Source organism: uncultured Corynebacterium sp. (assembly GCF_947253065.1).
Lineage (GTDB): Bacteria > Actinomycetota > Actinomycetes > Mycobacteriales > Mycobacteriaceae > Corynebacterium.
Genome location: NZ_CAMXWS010000007.1, coordinates 37396 through 62984 on the forward strand (window position 1 = coordinate 37396; position 25589 = coordinate 62984).

Below are 25589 nucleotides of genomic sequence, written 5' to 3' on the forward strand. Positions count from 1 at the left end.
ATGCGGGGCTTCGGGGCGTCGAAAAGCAATTGCTTATCGACGGCTCTCTTCAACTGTCATCCGTGTCGGCAACACCATGTTGCTGGCACCCTCTACGGCGTCATATAGCGGGCGCCGGAAGGAGAAGTTCATGCTCATCTCACAGCGTCCTCAGCTCACTGAGGAGTACATCGATACCAACCGTTCGAAGTTCGTCATCGAGCCGCTCGAGCCTGGTTTCGGCTACACCCTCGGTAACTCTCTGCGTCGCACGCTGCTATCGTCCATCCCGGGCGCTGCAGTGACCTCGATCAAGATCGAAGGTGTGCTCCACGAGTTCACCACGATCAACGGCGTCAAAGAGAACGTTTCTGAGATCATCCTCAACGTCAAGGACCTGGTTCTGTCCTCCGACTCTGACGAGCCGGTGGTCATGTACCTGTCCAAGCAGGGCCCGGGCGAGGTCACCGCAGCAGACATCGATCTGCCGGCTGACGTCACCGTGCACAACCCGGATCTGCACATCGCGTCGCTCAATGAGCAGGCGAGCCTGGAAATGGAGCTCGTTGTCGAGCGTGGCCGTGGCTACGTTCCGGCAATGCCCAACTCCGGTGGCGAGATCGGCCGTATCCCAGTCGACCAGATCTACTCGCCGGTGCTGAAGGTTTCCTACAAGGTTGAGGCGACGCGTGTTGAGCAGCGCACCGACTTTGACAAGCTGATCATCGATGTGGAGACCAAGAACTCCATGACCGCCCGCGACGCTCTCGCGTCCGCAGGTTCCACCCTGGTTGAACTGTTCGGCCTCGCACGCGAGCTGAACACCGCTGCCGAGGGCATCGAGATCGGCCCGTCCCCGCAGGAGACGGAGTACATCGCCGCGTACAACATGCCGATCGAGGACCTGAACTTCTCCGTGCGTTCCTACAACTGCCTGAAGCGCCAGGAGATCCACACCGTCGGTGAACTTGCTGAGTGCACCGAATCCGACCTGCTGGATATCCGCAACTTCGGCCAGAAGTCCATCAACGAGGTCAAGATCAAGCTTGCTTCCCTGGGGCTGACGCTCAAGGACGCTCCGGAAGATTTCGATCCAACCCAGCTTGAGGGCTACGACGCTGAGACCGGCGACTTTGTCGATGGCGGCATGGATGACGCCGAGTAATCACCGCGCACTGAAGTTTTCATAGAAACACAGTTTCACTGGTTCTAACGACCGCGAAACAACACGAGGAGTACAACAATGCCTACCCCGAAGAAGGGCCCGCGTCTCGGCGGTTCGGCTAGCCACCAGAAGCACATCGTGTCCAACCTGGCTACCCAGCTGTTCGTCAACGGCTCCATCAAGACCACCGAGGCTAAGGCCAAGGTGCTGCGTCCGTACGCAGAGAAGCTGATCACCAAGGCCAAGTCCGGTTCGGTCGCTGACCGCCGCGCTGTGGCTAAGGACATCCCGAACAAGGACGTCGTCGCGTACCTGTTCAACGAGCTCGCCCCGAAGTTTGAGAACCGTGCAGGTGGCTACACCCGCACCATCAAGCTGGAGAACCGCAAGGGCGACAACGCTCCGATGGTCAACATCTCCCTCGTTCTCGAGGAGACCGTGACCGCCGAGGCAACCCGCGCAGCTCGCGCTGCCGCGTCCAAGGAGAAGGCTGCTGAGGCTGAGGAAGCTAAGGCAGAAGAGGCTCCGGCTGAGGCTGAGGAAGCTCCGGCTGAGGCTGAGTCCAACGACGACGCTGCTGCCGAGGAGAAGACTGAGGACGAGAAGTAACCTTCTCGCCTCATACAGAGCGAAGCGCCCGCTCCCACCTTGCTGAAAGAGGGGAGCGGGCGTTTTCTCGTTGTCAACGATGTGCGGGGACGGCGCGGTGGCGGCGCGGTGGCGGCATCGCGAAAGCTCCGCAAGAGTCTCCACTAGATGCGTTTGAAAAGCGAAACACATCTGCCACACGGGCAACATGCGACCTGGGGTTTTGTGGAGCGATTTCAAACGCATCTAGTGCCGCCATTTATGGTTGGGGCATGGGCGCAGGAAAAAGTGATCTCGGCGTTGTAAATGACCGTGCGGACGATCCGGAAGAGATGGTGCGCCTGCGGTTTGATATCGCGTATGACGGCACCGACTTCCACGGTTGGGCACGACAAAAGCCGAAGAACGGGGAAGAGCTGCGCACTGTCCAAGGGGAGCTTGAGGATGCACTGCGTCTGATTCTGCGTTTCCCTGTCGAACTGACGGTGGCAGGCCGTACTGATGCGGGTGTGCACGCTGCTGGTCAGGTGGCGCATGCAGATATCCCGGCTGCCTCCCTACACCAGCGTTCTATTGATGGGGATCCGGGGCGGCTGGTACGTAGACTAGCGAAGCTGGTGGAACCGGATATTCGCGTCACAGCAGTGAGCTTCGCACCGGATGGCTTCAATGCGCGATTCTCAGCGCTGACACGGACGTACCGATACCGCGTGACCACGGCAGAAAGCGGTGCGTTGCCGACGCGCCTGCGTGATACCGCTGTGTGGCCGAAGAAGGTCGATTTGTCCGCGGCGCAAGACGTGGCGAATGTGGTGATCGGACTGCATGATTTCGCTGCCTTCTGCAAGGCTCGTCCCTTTGCCACGACGATCCGGGAGATCAGGTCCTTTGAATGGCACGACGTGTCCACCGCTGAGGAACCGGAGCTGTATGAAGCGGTGATCGTGGCTGATGCATTCTGCTGGCATATGGTTCGTGCGCTCGTGGCGACATGTCTTGATGTGGGAGCAGGGCGACGAGACGTGGACTGGGCGAAAGCCCTCCTCGGCGAGACGGAACGCGCTTCAGCGGTGGGCTTGGCGCCAGCAAATGGGCTGACGCTCATCGGTGTGGATTACCCGGCAGACGGGGAATTGGCAGCTCGTGCGGAGTTGACTAGTCAGCGTCGAGAAGCTGCGGAGGTGCACACCGATCCTGGAGCCCCGAAGGAATAAAATGCTTGGGCAGTAAAAGTCCGTCTTACATATTCCGGAGGTAGAACGCATGGGTGCAGTCGGTGCTGTCTGGCTGGCCATCGCGGTATTCACGTTGCCGGGGCTGATCGTCTCGTGGGTCGCTGGTGCGAAGCTACCAGTGGCAGCTGCAGCATCATTGCCCGTCACCTTCGGTATCGCCGGTTTAGCCAGTTGGATGTACGGGGCAATGGGGATCGGCTTCGGCTGGACTTCGTTCATCGTCTTCACGCTTTTGACACTGATCGCGGCTGGTGTGTGGCGCTACATGTTTGCCCGGCGGGCGAAGAAACGTGGGGCGAAGAGTTGGCTTCGTGCTCTATGGCCTGGTGATTGGCGTCGGGGCAGCATCGCGGATCCTTCGTGGATCCTGCCCGGTGCAGGCTTCGTGGTGGGGGCGTGGATGCTCATCGCGAAACAGTTGGAGCTCCAAGACAATGTGCCGGGCAAGCTGAATAACGTGGTGCAGGGCTGGGATATCCAGTGGCACGTCAACGCCATCCGCTTTGTCATGGAAGAGGGCATTGCTTCATCGACCCGGATGGGTGAGCTGCAAAGCCCGGAGACACATGTTGATCTGTTCTATCCTTCGGCTTTCCACGCGGTGACAGCCCTGTTCGCTAAGGCGGGGGGTTTGGAGCCGGTGGTGGCGGCGAATGTGGCGTCGATAGTTCTGCCGAGCTTGGCGCTAACTGCTGGTGCTGCTGGCTTGGCGTGGGCGATTGCGCGCGGGCAGGGCATGGTTGCGCAGATCGCGGCGGGTCTGGCTCCAATCGGTGTGTATGCGTCGCCGGTGCTGGTGTGGATTCCGGATTTCACGGGCATGCGCCCGTACATCGTGGCGATGGGTCTGTCTGGTCTGGTGATCGCTCTGTTCTTGCAGGTGCCGCGTTATCGCATTCTGGCGCTGCCCACGTTGTTCGCATTCTTGGGCATGCTGCAGGTGCACCCCTCGGCGGTGACGGTGGTGGTGCTCGCGGTGGCGCTGTACTGGTTGACCTATGTGTTGGTCACGCCGGACCGGTCCCGGATTGGTGACACGCTGTGGCTGGCTATCCCCGCATTAGGCGGTGCATTGGCGTTCTTGCCGCAATTGATCGCTGGGCGCACCCAAGCGGAAGAAGTGAATACGTGGAAGTCCAGCGATAGTGCAACGTTGTCGGAGGCCTGGCAGAAGGCTTTCTTGATGGACACACGTCACGTGGATGAGTTCTTCCCGGGCTTTGATCCGGTGGCGCTACTGTGGCTGGCTGGTTTCGGCGCGATCGTGGCTGTGGTGTGGCGTCGGCAGGTGTGGGCACCGTTGTTCTACGTCATCATGGTCGCGTCTACGGCTCATGCGTTGCACCCGTTTGATGGTGTGCTGGAGCCATTGCTGACCGCGTTGGGGGCACCGCACTACAACGGTGCACATCGCCTGATCACGATCGTGGCCATGACGGTGATCGCCGCCGCTGCGGTCGGGGTGGCAACGATCATTCGTGTGCTGGCGCTGGCCCCGGTCGCTGCGCGCTATGGCACCCGCCCGTGGGTGTGGGGGACCTCGATCGCTTCGGTGGTGCTTGCTGTTCTGTCGGGGTGGGGCACCGGTGCGTGGGCGTCCACGGTGGCAGCTGATGGTTCGCGCGCTGCTTTTGAGGCGTCCCGCATGACGGATCGGATGGTCGATGCTGATCAGCGTGCTGCGTATGCGTGGCTGGCCTCCCGCCCTGAGACACAGCAGGGCCTTGTTGCGGGTGAACCTACCGATGGTTATTCCTGGGCATACGGCATAGGCGGTGTGCCTACGGTTGCCCGCCACTACTTGTGGCCGTCCGGCGGTGCAGGCACCAATTCGTCGATTCTTGCGGAGCAGGCAGGTCACCTTGGCGCGGGCGAGCGCGGCCGACCTAACGCGCAAAGCCCGGCCGATGAGGCTGCCAAGCGCCTCGAGGTCCGGTTCATCGTCTCCTCCGGCAATACGTTCTGGCCGGGCCCGCGCAACTGGCAGGTCAGCAAAGCATTGTGGTCCACTCCGGGGGTCACGCCTGTGTATCAACGCGGCCGCGTGACCATCTTCGCTGTAAATGAGCAGTTCACCCAGCAGGAACTCAAGGAGCTTCAGCGCGATGCGGTAGCTAATGGTGGGTCTACTAAGGTGCCGGAGCTGACGTCTTTGACGGAAGCCTTGCCAGCGCAGTCCGCTGGCAGCGTTTAATGAGTTGCGCACTTCAGTGTGCATCTTCCGCTTGAAGGGCGGCCTCCACGCGTTTAGCGTCTTTTCACAGAAGCCATCGCTAATCCACGGGGGGACGTCCACATGGCTGAGCACACTCATACCGATACGGGGGAAGCATCGACCGTACGGCGTTTGCTGCCGACTACGCGTTCGCAGGTTTCAGGCCATCGCTTCATGCGGCGGCGCGTGGAGCATGGTCTGATTTATGGGGATATCCGCATGATCCATGACCCGTTGGCGGCCAGGCGTCGTTCGGCGATCTTTGGAGTTGTCGCGGTCGCGCTGATCGCCGCGGGGTCCGGGTTGTTTGCGTGGTTGCGGCCCAATCCGGATCCGGGGGAGGCGGCGATTCTGCGGGCGACGGATGGCGCGATGTATGTGCGGGTCGGAGAGGAAGTGCATCCGGTGACGAACCTGACGTCCGCGCGCCTCATCGCGGGAGTGGCGGAAGAGCCGCAGCGCGTGGGGGATGAGCGGCTGACAGCTATGCAGCGTGGTGTTCCGCTCGGGATCGCTACCGCACCGTCCATGTTCGCGCCGGGCGACGCGGAGGACGCGGCGTGGTCTGCGTGCCAGGACACCACCGGGCGGCTGACCATTGCGGCGGGTGCGATGCCGGGGGAGTTGAAGGGGAATGAGGGGGTCGTCGTGAAGCTGGATGCGGATGAGTGGTTGCTCACGCGTGAGGGGCGCGCGAAGTTGCCGCCAGCCGACGATGCGCAGGGCCGTGTGATTCGCCGCGCGCTCGGACTTAATGCGCAGGTCCCGCGCCTGGCTATCGATGCTGCGGCGCTAACCACGTTCCGTGAGCTGCCGCCAATCAAGCTCCCGAACCCACTGCCGCAGCTCCTCATTGCCGACAATGCGGGCGGCGACAAAGCGTGGGTGCTCACGCCACATGGTGGGCTTCAGGCGGTCACCGAATTACAAAAGAACATGCTTATCGACGCCGGCGTCACTCCCCGCAATGTCACCACCTCCCAGGTCGCGGCATACCCGGATGCAGACGTCCCACTGGCCATTGATGTGCCAGACACTGCGCCTGAATGGGTTGACCTCGATGGGAAGGCTGTCTGCTCGACTGAATCAGGCACCGCGGCGGTAGTGGGAACTGATGTCCTCGCGCAGGGAGCAATTGAACTTTCCGGAGCGAGTCCGGCGAGTCATTTCGTTGGCCTGTCAGATGGCGCAGTGGGAATTGATACCGGTGCTGGCTACCACGTGGTGAGCGCTTCCGGGCAGCGCCATTTTGTGGATACACGGGAGAACCTCGATGTCGTTGGGGCGCAGCACATTGAACAGGTGCCGTGGAGCCTGATCAGTCTGCTGCCGGAAGGCCCAGAACTTACCCGCGAGGCCGCGTTGACCGCGACATACTGAGTATTCCTCGCAGTGCGGCTGCTGCGATGGCGAGCGCTGCGAGGAGCACGGTGCTGACAGCGATCCACTGTCCACGAGCAGGCGCAGCAGAGCGGACGGTTTCTGCTGGCTTCACTTGAAGCGGGTCTGAATCTGGGTTCTGTGCATGCTCAATGAAGGTCAGCGCACGAAGTGGATCAACCGCCCCGCCGTGCGGTTCTGATGATGCGGTGATGATGTCCCTGATCTCACCCGCTGAAGCATGTGGGTAGCGCTGTCGCAATAATGCAGCAGTGCCGGAAACCACTGGTGTGGCGAAGCTGGTACCCGCAAATGGTTCGACAGCGCCACGCTCACCAGCGATACCTGCGGACCATCCTTTATTGCCAGGAGCAAGAGCGAGCGGAACATCACCTCTGGCGGAAAGCAGCGTGGTGCCTTCTGGAACCGGCAGTGAGTAATCGGCCATCGTGTGAGCATCTGAACGCGCACCGACAGTGAGCACGGTTGGAAAATGAGCTGGGTACACAGTAGATCCGGCAGGGCACTCGTGGGTGAGGTTGCCTGCTGCAGCCACCACCACTGCACCTTCGTGCTCAGCGCGGTTCAGTGCTTCGGTGATGCCACGGGTGTCCACGCGTGATGCCAACGTGGGTTCAACACAGGACACGACCGAGATATTGATCACCTTGGCTTTTTCATCAAGCGCATTGTGAATGGCCTGGGTCAGCGTCTCTAGATTTCCTGCGGCAGGAGGCGCATCTTCGTCGCCTTCACGTGGTGTTGGCGTTCGGTAATGAGCAGAAGATTGGCGGATCGACATGATCTGCGCATCTGGTGCGATCCCCGTCTCTGTTCCGGCGATAATGCCTGCGACGACAGTGCCGTGGGCATCACAATCCAGCAAAGGCTCTGGGGCGTCAGGCGTGACAAAATCTGCCCCGCCCACCAACTGATTCAGCTGCGGGTGGCGGGCAACTCCGGTGTCGATCACCGCGACCTTCACCCCGGCACCAGTGGCGAGACGGCGCATGTCCTCCCGGTTTTCACTCTCTTTCTCCGTTGCAGGTTGCACATCGTCGGCGGGAGCGCCGACGGCACACACCACATCCTGAGCAGATGCAAAAGGAGAGGGAATAAGGGCGGGGAGGAGTAGCAGTGGCGTCGATAAGCGGAAAAGCGTGCGTGACATTTCTACAGCCCCCGAATGAGCTCGAAGATGCCGGTGAGATGCACGGCGAGCGGAATGACCGCGATGATCGCGATTGCTTCGGCGCGCTCGACCCACACGAGCGTGGTGGGCTCCAGATCAGGAACGCGCGCGGCCCACAGCACAGACGTGGCAGCGGCGAGAGCAAAAAACGCGGCGGCGATCATGAGAGCTGGGTGAGCACTACCGCTATGGGCACTCACAGCGACTGCCGCAATACCGCAGGCCGATGCGCTCACGGCGGTGCAACCCAGGCTGAGGCGTGGCACGGAATCGTGGTGGCGCGAGGCATGCACGATGAGCGCACCGGCAGCACAGATACACAACGCGAAAACCCAGCCCCCACCGGAGAAAGCAAGAATGATCAGCGCTGGAATCATACACACTGCTGTCGCTGCACTGATCCCCGTAGTAATCGCACGAGCAGCATGAGCACGTTCATCGACGTCATCTTGATAGTCATCAGCGATACCGAATTCTTGTCCGGCGGTAGGGACCCGTGGAATGCGTAGACCCGCAGCACGCGTGGCAGCAGACGGGGTGAGCATCACGGTGATGAGACCGGTGAGAACCACCGCCGCTGCCGGTGCTTCAGTCGCGGGCAACCACACTCCGAGCGCACCGATAATGATCAGGACAGCTCCCGCGACCACAGCTGCTGAAAGACGCGGACCAGCCAGGCGGAGATACGCCCCACCAATAGTGAGAACCACGACGACGAGGGCTGAAGACATCGCTCCGAATGCCGCATCAGTGGTAGGAGGCCATGCCAAAGCGGAACCACCAGCGACCCACGCGCCGCACACAATCCCGGCGCTGAACACCGCAGCCGGGAAGATCGCACGTGAGCGTGCGGCGAGAGCCACCACGAGCATGATCAACGTGCTCGCCGCGGCACCGATCAGTGGAGTAGACAATGCAGCGATGAGCAGGCCCGCAGTTACAGCGCCGGCGAGCGTTGCCGCCGTATCAATCCCCGAACGAGTAGCTGTTGCTGCTGTAGCCGCCAATGATTCGGCAGCATCACGCACCACTGGTGGCGCGACCGGCTCATGGGGACGCAGCGCGAGCACCTGGCCATCCCGCAGCCGCATGTTGTGCAGCGGAATATGCGGATCCAATGGTGCTCCCGCTGCGGTGGCGAATTCCCACGGCTGTCGTGTCTCTGGCAGTTCAATGAGTCGCGCTAGTTCCGGCAGCACCTCGCTGAACGTCGATGACGTGGGCAAACTCACGTCGATAGAGCGATGAAAAGGTGCCGCGCTGATGCGCACGGTGACTCGAACAACATGATGGGTTGAAGCAGCGACCATGATTTCCCCCGTGTGTGCTTGGTTGCAAAAGCCAGTGTGCATGCCGGCAGGAAAATGCGAAACAGAACGATGTCCACTTCAGTGGACATTGCAGAAAGGCATACGGGTTGCGCGGCATTTAGACTTTCGGTTCAACGACACCGACTTGTTGTAATGCGCGAAGAGCAGGGGGCTCTTCGATGCTGAAGCGCAACAGGGTAGGTGCGTGGACCAAGGGGGGAAAATAATGCTCGGGCTGGATAATGACCCAATTCAGACGCCACCGGCGACAGGTTCTGTGATTGATGCGGCACCGCCTTTGCCGACGGGGAAGCTGGATGCAGAGAGCGTTCCGGATGCGGTGCGCAGGTCACCTGAACCGCTGATGCGCATCCTCATGCCGGTTGTCATGGTCGCCGCTATCGGTGCAATGGTGGCGATCTTCGCTCTCAGCGGCCGAGGATTGAGCCCCATGCTGATGGTCTTCCCACTGATGATGGTGATGGGACTTTTAGCCACCTTGAACCCACCCGAAAAGGCAGGCGATATTGATGAATCGCGCCGGGTGTATCTGCGACACCTCGACGCATTAGCCCAGCGTGCACGGGGGAATGCGAAGCAGCAGCGCAAGCATGTTGAATTCTTTCACCCGCAGCCAGAACACTTGGTCAATGCCGTGGACACGGAGCGCGTGTGGGAGCGCACAGCTGATGATCCGCGCGCATTTGAAGTGCGGGTTGGCACGGGTGCTTCGTCCTTGTGCACGCCTGTCGACGTCGCAGATCCTGGTTCGCCCGAAGATCTTGATCCGGTGTGCGCAGTGAGCTTGCGCCGCACGGTGGCTGCTGTCAGCGTGGTGCAGGGGATGCCGATCGTGGTCCAGCTAGAGGCCTTCCCATTGGTCACACTCGCTGGACCAGGAGCAGTGGACACAGCTCGCGCAATGATCGCCGAACTGGCTTTCTTTCACGGACCAGAAACACTCGGCCTGGAGATCAGTGCTTGCGGGTGTGAGGCGGCGAAGTGGCTGCCACATACCCGTGACCCGCAAGCCGCGCACTTCACGGTCGCGGTTGTGGATGCAGGATCACCCGGTGCAATGGCCTATGCGGAGGCGGACTGCGTTATCGCGGTGACTGAAGACGAAGACGCATTTGTACATGACGGTGCGCTGCACTTGCTGTGCGGTGACACGATTGACGCAGTGACCGCCTCTGGTCAGGAGAAGCTTGGTGTTCCGGACCAGTTCAGTGCTGGTGCGGCGGAATTTATCTATCGCAGCCTTGCGTTTTACCGCAGGCCGGACAAAGGAACCGTTAGCGCGAACGGCGCAGGCCTGACTGATCTGCTCGGCATCGACGACATTGAGCACCTTGCCGGTCCGACGATGTGGCCAGGGAGGGAACAGAGCCGCCAACGCCTCACTGTTCCGATCGGAATTGGATCCGATGGGCAACCGGTGTACCTCGACCTGAAGGAATCCGCGCACGGTGGCATGGGGCCACACGGGCTGTGCATCGGTGCTACGGGCAGCGGAAAGTCGGAACTGCTGAGAACTCTCGTCGTCGCACTCGCTGCGACGCATTCGCCGGATGAGTTGAATTTGGTCCTCGTGGATTTCAAGGGCGGTGCGACGTTTCTTGGGTGTGAGGGGTTGCCGCATACGTCGGCGGTGATCACCAATCTTGAGGATGAAGCGATCCTGGTGGAGCGCATGTATGACGCGATTTCGGGGGAGATGAATCGTCGTCAGGAATTGCTGCGTGCGGCAGGAAATTTCGCGAATATCACCGATTACAACGATGCGCGCACAAGCACGCGGCCGGATCTGGAGCCACTTCCGTCCTTGGTGATTGTGGTGGATGAGTTCTCAGAACTTCTCGGCCAGCACCCAAATTTCGCGGATCTCTTCGTCGCGGTCGGGCGTTTGGGCAGGTCTTTGGGTGTGCACTTATTGCTAGCTTCGCAGCGTTTGGAGGAAGGCAAGCTGCGCGGGCTGGATTCGCACCTGTCGTATCGGATCGGTTTGCGCACATTCTCAGCAGCGGAGTCACGCCAGGTGCTTGGCGTGCCAGATGCCTATGAGCTGCCAGCGGACCCGGGAACGGGGTACCTCAAAACGGCATCGACGGAGCTGACACGGTTCAAAGCCGCATATGTTTCAGGGCCGTTGCTGCGCCCCGCGGAGCCAACAGACCCGGAAGATTCCCCGCAGGTCCGTCTCTTTGAAGGATGGGACGAGACAGAAGAACCGATCAGTGAGATGATCGCGGATTCATCGACGACACTGCTCGCTGAGGTGGTCAGCGCGGCAAAACAGACTGCGAAAGCCCGCGGGCAGCAGGCGCACACGGTGTGGCTTCCCCCTCTTCCAGATCGCGTCGATTTGCCCGCAGTGTGCGAGGAAGCAGGGGAGCTCAAAGCGAACATCGGGCTTATCGACGACCCTTATCACCAGCGCCAACACCCCCTCACCCTTGATCTGGGTATAGCTGGCGGGCACGTGGCTATTGCCGGTGGTCCGCAGACCGGCAAGTCGATGGCGGTGCGCACGATCGTGGCGTCCTTGGCAGCAACGCACAGCACAGACCAGCTCGGTTTCTACATCATCGACGCGGGCAGCGGTGATTCGAAGGTACTCGAGTCCCTGCCACACGTGGCTGGCGTGGCGCAGCGCAGTGATGAAGAGCGAGTGAGAAGGGTGGTGGATGAGGTGCTAGGGATCGTCGATAAGCGTCGCGCCCGACCCGCACGGACTGTTCTGGTCGTGGATGGCTGGCAGGCGATCGTCGCACCTGATTCGAAGCTCGAAGATCTGAAGGATGCACTGGCCACAATCGCGGCGGAAGGCCCGGCGGCTGGTGTACACCTCATCGTGACTACGCAGCGGTGGAATGCGATCCGACCGAATGTGCGTGACCTGATTGGCACGCGCCTGGAGCTCAAACTCACCGAGCCGATGGACTCGCTCTTAGACCGCAAACTACAGGAGAAACTGCCCATCGCGCCGGGACGTGGCATTACGGCTGCGGGCAAGAGCATGCTGATCGCTGCTACTGCGAAAGAAGACATCGCGCACATCGCGGCGCAGGCAGCTGGACAGACTCCGGTGCCGGCGCTGAAGGTGCTGCCGGAGCATGTTGAGGTGCATGAGATCGCTGCAGCAGACGTGCAGCGCAGTGAGGTCGTGCTTGGTATCGGTGGTCGCGATATTGCGGCGATCAAGCTTGAACGGCAGCACTTGCTGGCGATCGGCGCTTCGGGCGCAGGAAAATCGACGCTGGTAAACACAGCGATCGCAGGCCTTGCGCACCTGTCCCGTGAAACTGCACGCATGGTCATTATCGATCCGCGGCGCACGCACCTGCGCGTCTCAAACCACCCGATGGTGGCGGCTTATGCCGGTTCAAATGATGCGGCGTCCGCCGCGATCGCTGACACGGTGACCACGTTGAGTAGCCGACTTCCTGGACCTGATGTGAATGCCGATCAGCTCGCCGCTCGTTCGTGGTGGGAGGGTCCGGACATCTACCTCCTCATCGACGATCTCGAGCTTGTCAGTGACGATGCACTTCGCCCGCTCGTGTCACTCATTCCGCATGCCCAAGATATCGGCTTACACATCATCGTCGCCCGCAAATTCGGTGGCACCGCCCGCGCACTACTTGGCCCATTCCTCAGCGCGCTTAAAGACCAAATCCCTGACGTGATCATCATGTCCGGCACCAAAGACGAAGGCGCGCTCTTTGGCGTTCGCCCAATGCCACTGCGCCCCGGCCGCGGCATTCTCGTCCGCGATAACGAAGCGCTCGGCGCCATCCACATCGCACACAGCACGCTTATCGACGCCACCACGGAGGCACCCCAGTGACCACCCCACCCGCAACCACTGAGTTTTCATCCACAGGAAGCGCCGCAGATGCGGTGCTCACCATTACTGTTGCTGCCGACCACGTTGTCTTCAGCGGACTGACCAATGTGTACCGCTACGACACCCCGACCGCTGGCGAAATCGTCTCTTATGCCCGCAGTGTGCTGGGGGAGAATCCAGCGTGGGCAACAGTTCACCTTGTCGCCACCGAGGCGATGTTGGGGAAGCTGATTGAGGCTTTCGGCGATTACGAGGTGGAGCTCACCTGCGAAATCAGTGAAGACGGTGAGGACAGCGAAGACAGTGAAGATAACGCTGCGCGTGTTTCGCATGCCGGCGCTCTGCCTTCCTCTGCAGGGACCGAGACTCATCCAGCGACGGAATCATGGGAAGAAATCGGACACATCCCGGTCCGACGACCTGTCTTAGAGCCACGTCGTAATGAACGTTTCGGGCGCTCCGGCTACATGCTTACTGGGGCTGTTTTCCTTGTCGTCGCAGTATGTGCCGTGGCGATCTGGTTTGTCACCAACCGAGGAAACTCAACGGATGAACTAGCGGCCAATAGCTCCGAAGCAGCCAACCAAGTGGGAGATAAGGCTCCGTGGTCAGAAGAATCAATCGGGAGCGATCTCAGTGAAGAGCCGCCAGAGTCACCAGAAACGCCAGAGCCTGCGAAGGTAGACAAGGTCACGCTTGAACAAGATGGTTTGAGCGTTGAATTGCCCGTCGGCTTTCACCTTGAGCCTGATGGCGACATGTGGCGGGCAACAGGTCCCGATCCGGACTTCCGTCTCCAGCTCGCCGTTGACCCGCTCTACGGCGTCGAACCTGAAGCCGTCATACGCCAGGTCAAAAAAGACATCGAAGAAGACCCAGAGTTACGTCACATCGAAAGTGACGACACGAGTGTCCGCTACGAACACGATCTGCCCGATGGATCAAAAGCTCAATGGAGTACCTGGACCGACCGTGACGTGCAGATCTCCATTGGTTGCCACACCAAGACCATGCCCACCACAGTGCAGTTGGCCACGTGCACGATGGCCAATGAATCCGCCCGATTCTCGCCTGGTTAGCAGCCAAAATCCCTCAAGCCCAAAAAGTTTTCGGTTTGAGGGAACCGAAACGGGGGGCGGGGCAGTCAAATAAGGATGGAAAGGCCACGAATGGTTTGAACACGGTTTTGAACAACGTGCCCCATCCACTTCTTTTCAACACACAACACATCGGGGGAGGAAACATGAGCAACGCTCAGTTCCGTACAGAAGCCGACGTTATGCGCAACGCGGCCAACAATGTAGACAGCACCAACGACGCGGTGAATGCTGAACTCAATCGCCTGCAGGATGTCGCACAATCCACGCGCGACTACTGGTCCGGTACCGCACAGGCCAGCTTTGATGAGCTGATGATCCGTTTCGATGACGCCGAGCGCCGTCTCAGCGAGGCACTCCGCGGAATCGCAACCAATATTCGCGACAATGCCGGCAATTTCGAAAACGTCGACGCAACCAACTCTGACGTATTCGCCACCATCGCACCGTCCGGCGGCCTGGCGCTGTAGATCCATTCGTCGCACACCGCACACCACACATCCCAAAATAAGGAGAGAACATCGTGACAGTGATTAAGTACGGATTCGGCTCGCTGGCAGGTGCCGCAGCTGATATCGAGTCTTCTTCCCGCAACATCGGCAGCCAGCTCGAAGATCTCAAGGGTCAGCTCAAGCCAATGGTGGCCACCTGGGAAGGCGAAGCCGCTGAGAGCTACCAGGCACACCAGGCCAAGTGGGATACCGCCGCCGCGGAACTCAACGAGATCCTGGCAACCATTGGCCGCGCGGTCGATGAGGGCAACAACCGTATGCAGGCCGTCAACACTGCTGCTGCAAATAGCTGGGGGTAAATACGAATAATCAGAATCTGTCTGGCGCGGGCTTTCCCTTAAACCATTCCCACATCCTGGGGAGCAGACGCGAATAAAGCCCGCGCACCTTTCATCGGGCTCTCATTGTGGGCACCGCCTGGGGCTGGCGGTGCCCACAGAGCTATTTCGGATCTTTTTCGGTCTCTTCAAGACGTTTCGAACCATGTTGAAGATACGTCGCCGCAGCAGCGTTTCGCAGCGGCGACGTTTTGGTGTCTGACCACCAGTTGCTCTAAGGTAAACACCCTGTGTGTTTTGCCATCCGGTAAAACCTTTTGCCACCTAGTGGCCTGAAGGATTTATCGGGTCTTCCCACCGGGTCTCCACCGGCCGCCGGAACCGGGAAGGGAAAGGTTGAGCGCGCCCTGGCCGGCAGCCTCTAGATAAAGACTTCAAGGAGTCATATATGTCTACCTACCACCCGAAGAGCGGTGACATTACCCGCAAGTGGTACGTCGTCGACGCTACCGACGTGGTGCTGGGCAAGCTTGCTTCCACCGTGGCAGATCTGCTGCGCGGTAAGCACAAGCCGCAGTACGCGCCGAATGCTGACACCGGCGACCACGTCATTGTCATTAACGCTGACAAGGTCCACATTTCGTCCAACAAGCGCGATCGCGAGATGCGCTACCGCCACTCCGGTTACCCGGGTGGCCTGAAGTCCATCACCCTGGGCCGTGCTCTTGATGAGCGTCCGGACCGCGTGATCGAAGAGGCTGTGAAGGGCATGATGCCGCACAACCGCCTCTCTCGTCAGTCCATTAAGAAGCTTCACGTTTACACCGGCTCCGAGCACCCGCACGAGTCGCAGAAGCCCGAGAACTTCGAGTTTAAGCAGGTGGCACAGTAATGACCGAGCCGAACAACATCACCGAAGAGACCACGAACGCTGGCCAGACGGAAGGTGTCGAGGCTACGCAGACCGACATCGACGCAGCTACCGCTGCCACCGAGGAGTTCAACTACACCATCGGTGACGCCGTCGCAGGCGACGAGGACACCCAGGAAGAGACCGTCGAGGTCGCTTCCTTCCACGAGGGCCCGATCCAGGCTGTCGGTCGTCGTAAGCGCGCAATCGCTCGCGTGACCGTCGTTGAGGGCGAGGGCAAGATCACGGTCAACGGCCGTGACCTCGAGGACTACTTCCCGAACAAGCTGCACCAGCAGGACATCCTGTCCCCGCTGGCTCTGCTTGAGCGCGAGAACCAGTTCGACATCAAGGCAAACGTTGGCGGCGGCGGCCCGACCGGCCAGTCCGGCGCACTGCGTCTGGCTATCGCCCGCGCACTGAACGTCTACAACCCGGCTGAGCGCCCGACCCTGAAGAAGGCTGGCTTCCTCACCCGTGACGCTCGTGCAGTGGAGCGCAAGAAGGCTGGTCTGCACAAGGCACGTCGCGCACCGCAGTACTCCAAGCGTTAAGCACTGCTTTTCACGCTGGTTCGCCGCTGTCCCACGCTGTGGGGTGGCGGCGTTTCTGCTTTCTCGGGGACGTTTGGAAAAAATCGACGCTGTGCCGTCAACTGGAACCCGTACCGAGCAGCAAACAGCGTCTACGGCATAATTGATTGTCATGACTCGACTGTTTGGAACTGATGGTGTGCGTGGCTTGGCCAATGAGTCACTGACTGCGCCGCTGGCGCTGAAGCTCGGGCAGGCTGCGGCGAAAGTGCTCACGCGGAATAAGCGTTCGGAGCAGCGTCGCCCCACTGCGATCATTGGGCGCGACCCGCGTGTTTCGGGTGAGATGCTCGCTGCTGCGATGGCCGCGGGCATGGCATCCCAGGGTGTGGATGTGCTCCGCGTTGGGGTGATCCCGACTCCGGGCTTGGCGTTCCTCACAGATGATTACGGCGCGGATATCGGTGTGATGATTTCGGCATCGCACAACCCGATGCCGGACAACGGCATCAAGTTCTTCAGCGCTGGTGGCAAGAAGCTTGCCGACGCCGTGGAGGACGAGATCGAGCACGCAATGGCCAACCTTGAAGAGGGCGGCCCGACTGGTACCGGTATCGGACGCATTATCGAGGAAAGCCCGGATGCACACGTCCGCTACCTTGAGCACCTGGCGGAGTCGGTGACGACGTCGCTGAAGGGCATCAAGGTTGTGGTGGACTGTGCGAATGGTGCGGCATCGAAGATCGCCCCGGAGGCGTACGCTGCGGCGGGCGCTGAGGTTGTGGCCATCTTCAATAAGCCTGATGCGTACAACATCAATGACAATTCGGGCTCTACGCACATTGAGCAGATTCAGAAAGCCGTCGTGGAGCACAATGCTGATCTGGGCTTGGCTCATGACGGTGACGCGGACCGTTGCCTGGCTGTCGATGCGGAAGGCAATGTCATTGACGGCGACCAGATCATGGCGGTCCTCGCTCTGGGCATGAAGGAAAAGTCGTCCCTGCGCGAGAACACACTGGTTGCCACGGTGATGAGCAACCTTGGTCTGAAGCTGGCCATGCAGCGTGAAGGCATCTCGATGCGTGAGACGAAGGTCGGCGACCGTTACGTGCTGGAAGAGCTCAACCGTGGCGATTTCTCGCTCGGCGGCGAGCAGTCTGGCCACATCGTTGTGCCCGCGCGCGCAACGACCGGTGACGGCACCCTGTCGGGCCTGTTGATCATGGAGCGTATGGCTGAGACGGGCAAGAGCCTGAAGGAATTGGCGGCCGTGATGACGGTGCTGCCGCAGGTGCTGATCAATGTGCCGGTCTCGGACAAGTCTCTGATTCTTAATGACGCGGCGGTGAAGGAAGCGATCGCTGAAGCTGAAGCAGAGCTGGGTAGCGATGGCCGTGTGCTGTTGCGTCCCTCGGGCACCGAAGAGCTGTTCCGCGTGATGGTGGAAGCTGCTGAAGAAGAGCACGCGCGCAAGGTCGCGGGACGACTGGCAGCGGTGGTCGCAGCGGTTTAAACAAATTTTCGGTTCGAGGGAACCGAATAGGGGTCAGCGGCAGTCTAAGTCTTTAGAAAGATGAAGACTGCCGCTTTTTGCGGCTTCAATCACGTGGGGGAGTGATGAGTGTGGCACAGCTACATGCGGATCCGGAGGAACTCCGGGTCGTGTTGAAGTTCAGGATCACTAGCTATAACGAGGCGATTGATCAGCTTGAGGCGCGGAAGCCCGCGATCAATCCAGGTGCGTTTGGGCAGGGGTTTGCTGACCATGGGGCAAGCGTTGCCTCTGCTGTGCACCGCGTTCACGATCGCACGATTCACCGCCTGCAGGCTCGCGTGAACCAGTTCGAGGAAATCCTCCGGGTCCTCGATGATGTCGAAACTGTTGATGCTGCTACTGCTGCGGAGTTGAGCCGTTATGTCTAATGTGCAGCTGAAAAGCGGTCTTGATGCGATCGTCCGGGAGCTTGCTTCGGTGCCCGGCGTGCCTGCAACAACATCGGCGCAAGTAGGTGCTCGTGTGGCATCCATTTCGGCGAAGATTGATTGGACGAATGGTCTGGATACCAGTGCTGTTCCACCGGAGATGGCGCATATCAATCCGAAGGGTGGCGGCGTCGCTGGGCTGATCGGTGCACTCGCTGGGCTACCACGGGTCGGCTCGTCGAGTTCTGCCGGTGATGAGGAATGGTTGCGCAGTATCGGCATCGCCGGTCATGAGGACCTGCTGGACCAGGAGCAGTGCGACCATTCCGATAGCTTGGATCAGCTTGTGCAGAAGTCGTCGGAATGCGCGGATTCGGTGAACAAGATCGATTCGGCCGCGAACACCGGCATCCAGATGATCATCAATATCCTGCTCTCATTGATCCATTCGGTGAAAGGCGTTCCGTTCCTCAAACTCGGCGCAAGTGTTGCAGCCCCGATCCTGCAGGGACTGTTGTCCATTGAGAGGACAGTCGAGGACCGAAACGAATCAATCGGTGGGTGCTACGACGGCCTGCGCGAGCTTTGCGACGGCACATGTGACGCCCCACCACCCGACACCAAGAAATTCACCTCACCGGAAAAATGCGATAGCGCCCCCGCACCACAGCCAGCACCCAAATCAGAACCGTGCCCAGAGTCAACACCAGCACCAGCGTCACCGCCATCTGCTGCAGAACCATGCCCACCGACTACCCCGGCACAAGCCGCGCCTGTTCCGGCTGCACCAGAGACGGTAACTCCGGCAAAGACACCACCACCAGCGGTGGCACCGGCACCAGCAACAGCGCCGCCGCCACAGACGGTGGTGGAAACGACGCCCGCCTCGTGCCCGGAAACACCACCGAGGCCGCCAGCTCCAACGATTCCGGCTGCGGCAGGGCTAGCTGGTGGGGGCGTGAATATCACGGTGAATATTGATGCGAATCTGCCTGTCCCGCCGAGTGTTCCGCCGATCGGACCGGCAGGAGACTGCATCGTCGGCCAGGTGACCGCAGGGCTCGAAGCCTTTGGCCAATCCGTAGCGGATGCGTTCTCCCAGATGGAATGTCCGCTGCCACCAGTGGAGGAATGTCCTGAGCCTGCTCCCGAACCACAACCAGAAGCTGAACCTGAATGCGAAGAAGCACCTGTGCCAGCGCCTGAACCACAACCAGAGGCTGAACCTGAATGCGATGAGAACGGGACGATCGCGCCACCACCTGAACTAGCTGAGGTGGAAGAGCCACCGGCACCGCCGAAGAAGGGACTGGTGGAACCCGCAGCTATGACACCACCGGTGGAACAAGCACCTGTTGAGAAACCCGCACCGGCTGAGGCGCAAGTACCGCAGCAAGCGGTGGAGGAACAGCCGGCACAACAGCAGAAACCTGAAGAACAGCAGCGCGCACGGAAGACGGGGGCTTGGTAATGGACTTCCAACAATTCGCGGAACAATTCCAAGAGCGAACAGCACGCCGAATGGCTGATTTTGAGCTGGTGCTCAAGCAAAGTCAAAAGCAAATGGAACAGGCGGCCCGCCAACAGGCCCTAGCCAAAGAAATGAATATCAAAAAACCGCCCGCGCAAACTCCACGCGGAACATACCGCGGGATGAGGCACGGGCGGGTGCAAGGTGTGCTCCGTAGGGAAGGGCCGACGGAGCAGCCGCGAAGTTAGAAGAGCCCCTTGGAACCAGCATCAGAACGATGGAACTCCGCCCGGTCGGCGAGCTCAACACCGTAGACGGACTCGACATTCTTGCCCTCAGCATCCAGCTCGGAATAAGCGGAATACTTCTTCTCACCGTCGAGCTGGTGCAGCAAGAAACCGGTGAGCAGACCACGCACCGTCTCCTGGACGCTGGTATTCGAACGACCCTGGCCAAGCAGGAACTTCTTCAGACCGTCCTCGCTGAAGGACTTCTGGTTGCCGTCCTTCACGGTGCGGTACGCGGCCGGACCAGCCCAGTTGAAAGCCAAACGCGCCGGGTTGCCCGGATCAAAAATCGCGTCCGCGTCCTCATCCGGACCGATGATTAGGCCGGGGAGGAAAAGGGAGCGGGCAGCCTGGTCCGCAGAAGGTGCGACAGATGCCGGGTATAGCGGGGCAACAGCCTTGACCTTCTCGTTGTTCACACTGGCAAGTACAGCGCAGCCACCACCCATGCCGTGGCCGACGATGCCGAGCTTGTTGGGGGAAACGGTGACGTTACCGTTGCCCATCTTCACACCAGCGAGAATTTGCAGCGAGGTTTCCAGGTCAGCAGCGAAACCGGAATGATTCGGCTTGAAGCCACGCTCGGTATCCGGTGCAGCAACGGCGATGCCCCAGCTAGCCAAGTGGCGCAGGGTCTTGCGGTAATCATCGGCACTCTTCATCCAGTCATGGCCGAAAGCCACACCGGGGATGCCTTTACCTTCGGCAGGCACAAAGACCTTGCCGGACAGGCCGGTGTACCCAAGATCACCTTCCATGACCCGGTACGGGCCACGCTTGGACAATTCGCTGAGCTTCTTCAACTTCGCAGACACGAGGAACAGGATACTGCATTGAATTGTCTCGGGGGCGCGGGATCGTTCGCAGAGGTGCCCACGGAGGTGTTGGTCCGGTCTGAGGTTTAGGCGTGCATTATCCTTGTTCGCATGTGTGGAATCGTGGGTTATGTAGGTCAGCAGCAAGCGCTGCCCATCGCGCTCGAAGCGCTGCGCCGGATGGAGTACCGCGGGTATGACTCGTCGGGTATTGCCGTGGCTGGCGGGGGAGATCTGACCGTCGCTAAGCGGGCGGGCAAGCTGGCCAACCTTGAAGACAAGATTGCTGAATTGGGCACGGATGCGCTCAGCGGAACGACCGCTATTGGTCACACCCGTTGGGCAACGCATGGCCGTCCGACCGATGAGAATGCGCACCCGCACCTGTCCTATGACGGGCGTGCGGCGATCGTGCACAACGGCATCATTGAGAACTTCGCACCGCTGCGCGCTGAGCTGGAGCGCGAGAATGTCACCTTGGCATCGGAGACCGACTCTGAGGTCGCAGCGCACCTGCTTGCGCGTGCATACAACGGTGAGGATGAAGGCTCCACCAAGGGCGATTTTGAGGCTTCGGCACTGAAGGTACTCAACCGACTCGAGGGTGCGTTCACCGTGTTGTTCACGCACGCTGATCACCCGGACACCATCATCGCGGCTCGTCGTTCGACTCCGCTGATCGTCGGTGTCGGCGAAAATGAGATGTTCCTGGGCTCCGATGTGGCTGCTTTCATTGAGCACACCAAGGATGCCGTGGAGCTGGAGTCCGATTCGGTCGTGGTCATCACGGCTGATGATTACCGTGTGCTCAACTTCGACGGCACGCCAGGTGCTGGTAAGCCGTTCACCATCGACTGGGACCTGGAAGCTGCTGAGAAGGGTGGCTTTGATTCCTTCATGATGAAGGAGATCTACGAGCAGCCGGCTGCTGTCCGTGACACCCTTGCTGGGCACTGGGATGGCCAGCGCATCACGCTGGATGAGAACACCATTACTGACAGTGAGCTGAAGTCCTTCGACCAGGTCTTCGTCATTGCTTGTGGTTCGGCGTACCACTCCGGTCTGGCCGCCAAGTACGCGATTGAACACTGGGTGCGTATCCCGGTGCAGATCGAGGTGGCTTCTGAGTTCCGCTACCGTGACCCGGTGCTGGACGAGCGCACGCTGGTTCTGGCGATCTCCCAGTCGGGTGAGACCGCCGATACCCTCGAGGCAGTCCGGCACGCCAAGACACAGGGTGCGAAGGTGCTCGCAGTGTGCAACACCAATGGCTCGCAGATCCCGCGTGAGTCGGATGCTGTGCTGTACACCCACGCTGGTCCGGAGATCGGTGTGGCATCCACCAAGGCATTCCTGGCGCAGGTTGCAGCTAACTACATCGTTGGTCTGGCGCTGGCGCAGGCGAAGGGCACGAAGTACCCGGATGAGATCCACGCGATCTGGAATGAGCTCGAGACGATCCCGGAGAAGATCGAAGCTGCACTGGAGAACTTCGACGAGTGCAAGCACATCGCGAACACCCTTGGTGCTGTGTCCACCATGCTCTTCCTCGGTCGCGGCGTTGGATTCCCGATCGCACTTGAGGGTGCACTGAAGCTCAAGGAGCTCGCATACATTCACGCTGAGGGCTTCGCTGCGGGTGAGCTCAAGCACGGCCCGATCGCGCTGATTGAGGATGATCTGCCGGTCGTGGTGATTGTGCCAAGCCCGCGTGGTGTGTCCCAGCTGCATTCCAAGATCGTCTCCAATATCCAGGAGATCCGTGCACGTGGTGCGAAGACGATCGTGATCGCGGAAGAGGGTGACACCGCTGTGGAGCCGTACGCAAACTGGTTGCTGCGTATCCCTCAGTCTCCGACGATCATGCAGCCGTTGCTGGCTACGGTTCCGCTGCAGTTCCTGGCGGCATTCATTGCGCAGGAGTGCGGTAATGAGGACATCGATAAGCCACGCAATCTGGCTAAGTCCGTCACTGTCGAGTAGATTCTCGGCATGCTTCACGCCGTTCAGTTCGCATTCGTCGATTCGATCAACCTGCTGTTGATCGGAGTGATCGTTGCGCTCGGCGTGATGTTGCCCCGCGGCCGCCACGGCCAGTACGCAAAGACTTCGGCGTTGTTGATCGCCGGCGACTGGCTGGGTGTGGCCGCTTTGGCATTTTTGATGCTGGTGGTCTTCGACGGGCTGGGTGATCTGGTGCTCAGGTTCGTCGAGGGCCCGATTTTTGGCATCCTTTTGATCGCTACTGGTGTGCTCACCGGCTTGTTAGCCCTGCGGGGTGGGGATAATTCTGGCCTGGTCAACCGGGTTCTGGAACCACTCAGGTCGCCATCTTTCAAGACTGTGGTGGTCGGTCTGGCCCTGGGGTTGATTCAGTCGGCGACCTCGGTGCCGTTTTATGGCGGTCTTGCGGTGTTGTCGGCAGCAGGGGTCGATGTGGCGGTGCGCTACGCATTCTTGGTGTTGTATGCGACGGTGGCGTTGAGTCTGCCCACCCTGTGCGCAATCTTGGTGGGGTGGGTGCGTCTTGCACCGGATAGCCCGGCGGCGCGGGTCTTTGATGCTGCACGGGAGAATTCGCAGAAGGTCTCGCTCGGTGCGACGTGGGCGGTATCAATCCTGCTTATCGTGCTGGGTATCGTCCACATGTTTTAGTGTCGCAGTGGCACAATGTCACCCATGAGTTCTTCGGTTTTGCGCATTGATGTGGGGGCGATCGCGCGCAATACGCGTTTGCTGAAAGAGCAGTTGGGTACGACCCGTTTGGTGTGCGTGGTCAAAGCTGATGCGTATAACCACGGCGCTGAGCACGTGGTTCCGGTGATGGATGAAGCTGGTGCTGATGCATTCGGTGTTGCCACCTTTGATGAAGCCAGACAGGTCCGCGCGCTGACGGACAAGCCGGTGACTGCGTGGCTGTGGGAGCCGGGCGAGGAGATTCCGGAAGGCATTGAGATTGGCGTTCCGGGCAAGGAGCACCTGGATTGGTTGATCGAACACGACGTTTCCGCACCGTTGTACATCGTCGTGGATACGGGCATGAATCGTTCCGGGATCGACGAGGAAGATTGGGACGCGGCTTTTGAACAGGCACACGAGGCTGGGCTCAATGTTGTTGGGTTGATGTCACACTTGGCGTGCGCGGACGAGCCAGAGCACCCGCATAATGCGGACCAGCTGGCCACATTCACCCGCGCCATTGAGCGTGCACGTGAGGCAGGACTCGACGTGCAGCGCAATCATTTGGCCAATTCACCAGGAACGCTGACCAGCGCGGCGCTCACTTTCGACCAGGTCCGCACAGGCATCGCGTTGTACGGCCTCAACCCAGTTCCGCAGAACGAAGATGTGCTTATCCGCGCCGCCGCGCTCACCCCAGCCATGACCTGGGCGGCGAACCTGACTGCGGTGAAACGCATCAAGAAGGGGGAGGGCGCGAGCTATGGCCTGACGTGGAAGGCGCCAGAAGATGGCTGGACGGCGGTCGTTCCAGTGGGGTATGCCGATGGTCTGCCACGGTCCTGGCAAGACGCAGTTGAAGTGACTATCCGTGGTCGCCGCTACCCGCAGGTCGGGCGAGTGTGCATGGATCAGTTCATTATTTGGCTGGGAGATAACGCTGACAATGTCGCAGTGGGGGATGAGGCGATCATCTTCGGCAACGGTGGCATCAGCGCTGCTGAGCTGGCAGATCGTGTTGGGACGATCCACTATGAGGTGGTGTGCACGCCGCATGGAAGGGTGCGCAGGGAATATGGGGGTACAGGGGACGTCGATAAGCGAAAGGGCGAGGTGTAATGAAGCCGCCGTTTGTGGAAAAAGGCACGGTTGAGTGCGAGACCGCGGAAGACACTCGTGCGTTCGGGGAGCGACTCGGTGCGGCGCTTGAAGCGGGCGACGTAGTGATTTTGGATGGCCCGCTGGGCGCAGGAAAGACCACGTTGACGCAAGGAATCGCGAAAGGAATGGGCGTCAAAGGGCGTGTGACTAGTCCGACTTTCATCATTGCGCGCGAACACAAGGCGCTGACCCCGGGGAACCCGGCGCTTGTTCATGTGGATGCGTACCGTTTGCTCGACAGCGTCGGTGGCACTGGTGCGGTGGATCCGTTGGGTGAGCTCGATGCGCTGGACCTGGACACGGAACTGACTGATTCTGTGGTGGTGGCGGAATGGGGCGGTGGCCTCGTCGAGCAGATCGCTGCGCGCTACCTGCTCGTGGAATTGGATCGTGAAACGCGTGTGAAAGAAGACCCCGAATCGCAGGGTCGGATCATCTCCTGGACGCCGTCCGAGTAGGGTTGTGGCCATGCAAAAGCTCACAGGTGCCCAAAAAGGCTGGTTCGGAATCGTCATTGCGCTGTGGATCATTGCGCTCGCAGCAATGGTTTTCCTGCTGCCAAAAACGAGCTCGAGTGCCTCTAGCTCAGCGTCCGCAGGCAGTGCGGAAGGATCCGGTTCGCTCGTGCAGACACTGGAAAACATGGAGCCGCCCGCTAATGCGGCGGTCGCTGGACAGTTGCTCGACCTGCGTCAGGTCTACGGTGACGATGTCGTAGCATTCGTCCCGGTGTGTGCAGAAGAGCCGAAGGAGCTTGTCGACGCCAAGTTGGAGGCCGCCGGCGATGTCGCCGACCAGGTCGACCTTGAATCTGGCAATAACTACCTGCTGCTGTCCAAGGACCCACAGGCAGGTGTTGACTCGGTGGACCCGGTGTCCAACGATGTCATGGACCTGTGCAACGGCAATTACTTCGATCAGTTCTTCAGCACTGAGCAGGGCTTCCCGGTGTACTGGGATGGCGATATCTGGCGCTTCGGCGTTCGTGCTGAGTAAGCGGAGATAA

At 60.2% G+C, this 25589-nt stretch carries 22 protein-coding genes; 19 read left to right on the forward strand and 3 right to left on the reverse strand.

Going from position 1 to position 25589, the window contains the following annotated elements; all coding sequences use genetic code 11:
• Positions 1 to 130: 130 nt before the first annotated feature.
• The 5 genes from Q0X21_RS03195 to eccB all read left to right on the forward strand — a co-directional run bounded on the left by Q0X21_RS03195 (position 131) and on the right by eccB (position 6562).
• Positions 131 to 1144, forward strand: coding sequence for a DNA-directed RNA polymerase subunit alpha (locus tag Q0X21_RS03195; RefSeq protein ID WP_297850298.1), 1014 nt, complete (start codon positions 131 to 133; stop codon positions 1142 to 1144).
• 78 nt (positions 1145 to 1222) lie between these two features.
• A complete protein-coding gene (rplQ, locus tag Q0X21_RS03200) occupies positions 1223 to 1753 on the forward strand; it encodes a 50S ribosomal protein L17 (protein ID WP_297850299.1) in 531 nt (176 codons plus the stop codon).
• 311 nt (positions 1754 to 2064) lie between these two features.
• Entirely contained in the window at positions 2065 to 2946 is an 882-nt protein-coding gene (gene truA, locus Q0X21_RS03205; RefSeq protein WP_297850330.1) for a tRNA pseudouridine(38-40) synthase TruA, read from the forward strand.
• Between the two features lie 49 nt (positions 2947 to 2995).
• A complete protein-coding gene (locus Q0X21_RS03210) occupies positions 2996 to 5161 on the forward strand; it encodes a DUF6541 family protein (protein WP_297850300.1) in 2166 nt (721 codons plus the stop codon).
• 102 nt (positions 5162 to 5263) lie between these two features.
• On the forward strand, positions 5264 to 6562 hold the full coding sequence (eccB, locus tag Q0X21_RS03215; RefSeq protein ID WP_297850301.1) for a type VII secretion protein EccB: 1299 nt from the start codon (positions 5264 to 5266) through the stop codon (positions 6560 to 6562).
• Here eccB and mycP read toward each other — a convergent pair.
• Entirely contained in the window at positions 6528 to 7733 is a 1206-nt protein-coding gene (gene mycP / locus Q0X21_RS03220; protein ID WP_297850302.1) for a type VII secretion-associated serine protease mycosin, read from the reverse strand. The genes eccB and mycP overlap by 35 nt on opposite strands.
• A 2-nt stretch (positions 7734 to 7735) precedes the next feature.
• Positions 7736 to 9064 (reverse strand): type VII secretion integral membrane protein EccD, encoded by a 1329-nt coding sequence (gene eccD, locus Q0X21_RS03225; RefSeq protein ID WP_297850303.1) that lies wholly within the window; start codon positions 9062 to 9064, stop codon positions 7736 to 7738.
• A 226-nt stretch (positions 9065 to 9290) separates the two neighbouring features.
• On the opposite strand from eccD, the gene eccCa reads away from it, so the two are divergent.
• The 9 genes from eccCa to Q0X21_RS03270 all read left to right on the forward strand — a co-directional run bounded on the left by eccCa (position 9291) and on the right by Q0X21_RS03270 (position 19641).
• A complete protein-coding gene (eccCa, locus tag Q0X21_RS03230; protein ID WP_297850304.1) occupies positions 9291 to 12914 on the forward strand; it encodes a type VII secretion protein EccCa in 3624 nt (1207 codons plus the stop codon).
• On the forward strand, positions 12911 to 13993 hold the full coding sequence (locus tag Q0X21_RS03235) for a type VII secretion-associated protein (RefSeq protein WP_297850305.1): 1083 nt from the start codon (positions 12911 to 12913) through the stop codon (positions 13991 to 13993). Before eccCa ends, Q0X21_RS03235 begins: the two co-directional genes overlap by 4 nt.
• Positions 13994 to 14157: 164 nt before the next feature.
• Positions 14158 to 14481, forward strand: coding sequence for a WXG100 family type VII secretion target (locus Q0X21_RS03240; protein ID WP_297850306.1), 324 nt, complete (start codon positions 14158 to 14160; stop codon positions 14479 to 14481).
• A gap of 53 nt (positions 14482 to 14534) precedes the next feature.
• A complete protein-coding gene (locus Q0X21_RS03245; protein WP_297850307.1) occupies positions 14535 to 14822 on the forward strand; it encodes a WXG100 family type VII secretion target in 288 nt (95 codons plus the stop codon).
• Between the two features lie 427 nt (positions 14823 to 15249).
• Entirely contained in the window at positions 15250 to 15693 is a 444-nt protein-coding gene (gene rplM, locus Q0X21_RS03250; protein ID WP_087117192.1) for a 50S ribosomal protein L13, read from the forward strand.
• Positions 15693 to 16265, forward strand: a complete 573-nt coding sequence (gene rpsI, locus Q0X21_RS03255) for a 30S ribosomal protein S9 (protein ID WP_297850308.1) — start codon at positions 15693 to 15695, stop codon at positions 16263 to 16265. Before rplM ends, rpsI begins: the two co-directional genes overlap by 1 nt.
• A gap of 151 nt (positions 16266 to 16416) precedes the next feature.
• On the forward strand, positions 16417 to 17760 hold the full coding sequence (glmM, locus tag Q0X21_RS03260; protein ID WP_297850309.1) for a phosphoglucosamine mutase: 1344 nt from the start codon (positions 16417 to 16419) through the stop codon (positions 17758 to 17760).
• A 110-nt stretch (positions 17761 to 17870) separates the two neighbouring features.
• Positions 17871 to 18170, forward strand: a complete 300-nt coding sequence (locus Q0X21_RS03265; protein ID WP_297850310.1) for a hypothetical protein — start codon at positions 17871 to 17873, stop codon at positions 18168 to 18170.
• Positions 18163 to 19641, forward strand: a complete 1479-nt coding sequence (locus tag Q0X21_RS03270) for a hypothetical protein (RefSeq protein ID WP_297850311.1) — start codon at positions 18163 to 18165, stop codon at positions 19639 to 19641. Before Q0X21_RS03265 ends, Q0X21_RS03270 begins: the two co-directional genes overlap by 8 nt.
• Before the next feature lie 244 nt (positions 19642 to 19885).
• Here Q0X21_RS03270 and Q0X21_RS03275 read toward each other — a convergent pair whose 3' ends face one another.
• Complete coding sequence (locus Q0X21_RS03275; protein WP_297850312.1) at positions 19886 to 20743, reverse strand: dienelactone hydrolase family protein; 858 nt, start codon at positions 20741 to 20743, stop codon at positions 19886 to 19888.
• A 111-nt stretch (positions 20744 to 20854) separates the two neighbouring features.
• On the opposite strand from Q0X21_RS03275, the gene glmS reads away from it, so the two are divergent.
• The 5 genes from glmS to Q0X21_RS03300 are packed head-to-tail and all read left to right on the forward strand — an operon-like array spanning position 20855 to position 25579.
• The gene (gene glmS / locus Q0X21_RS03280) at positions 20855 to 22726 is read left to right on the forward strand and encodes a glutamine--fructose-6-phosphate transaminase (isomerizing) (protein ID WP_297850313.1); all 1872 of its coding nucleotides are present in this window, start codon (positions 20855 to 20857) and stop codon (positions 22724 to 22726) included.
• 9 nt (positions 22727 to 22735) lie between these two features.
• On the forward strand, positions 22736 to 23398 hold the full coding sequence (locus tag Q0X21_RS03285) for a hypothetical protein (protein WP_297850314.1): 663 nt from the start codon (positions 22736 to 22738) through the stop codon (positions 23396 to 23398).
• Between the two features lie 24 nt (positions 23399 to 23422).
• Positions 23423 to 24541 (forward strand): alanine racemase, encoded by a 1119-nt coding sequence (gene alr / locus Q0X21_RS03290; RefSeq protein WP_297850315.1) that lies wholly within the window; start codon positions 23423 to 23425, stop codon positions 24539 to 24541.
• On the forward strand, positions 24541 to 25041 hold the full coding sequence (gene tsaE / locus Q0X21_RS03295) for a tRNA (adenosine(37)-N6)-threonylcarbamoyltransferase complex ATPase subunit type 1 TsaE (RefSeq protein ID WP_297850316.1): 501 nt from the start codon (positions 24541 to 24543) through the stop codon (positions 25039 to 25041). Before alr ends, tsaE begins: the two co-directional genes overlap by 1 nt.
• Positions 25042 to 25051: 10 nt before the next feature.
• Positions 25052 to 25579, forward strand: coding sequence for a hypothetical protein (locus tag Q0X21_RS03300; protein ID WP_297850317.1), 528 nt, complete (start codon positions 25052 to 25054; stop codon positions 25577 to 25579).
• The last annotated feature ends 10 nt before the right edge of the window (positions 25580 to 25589 follow it).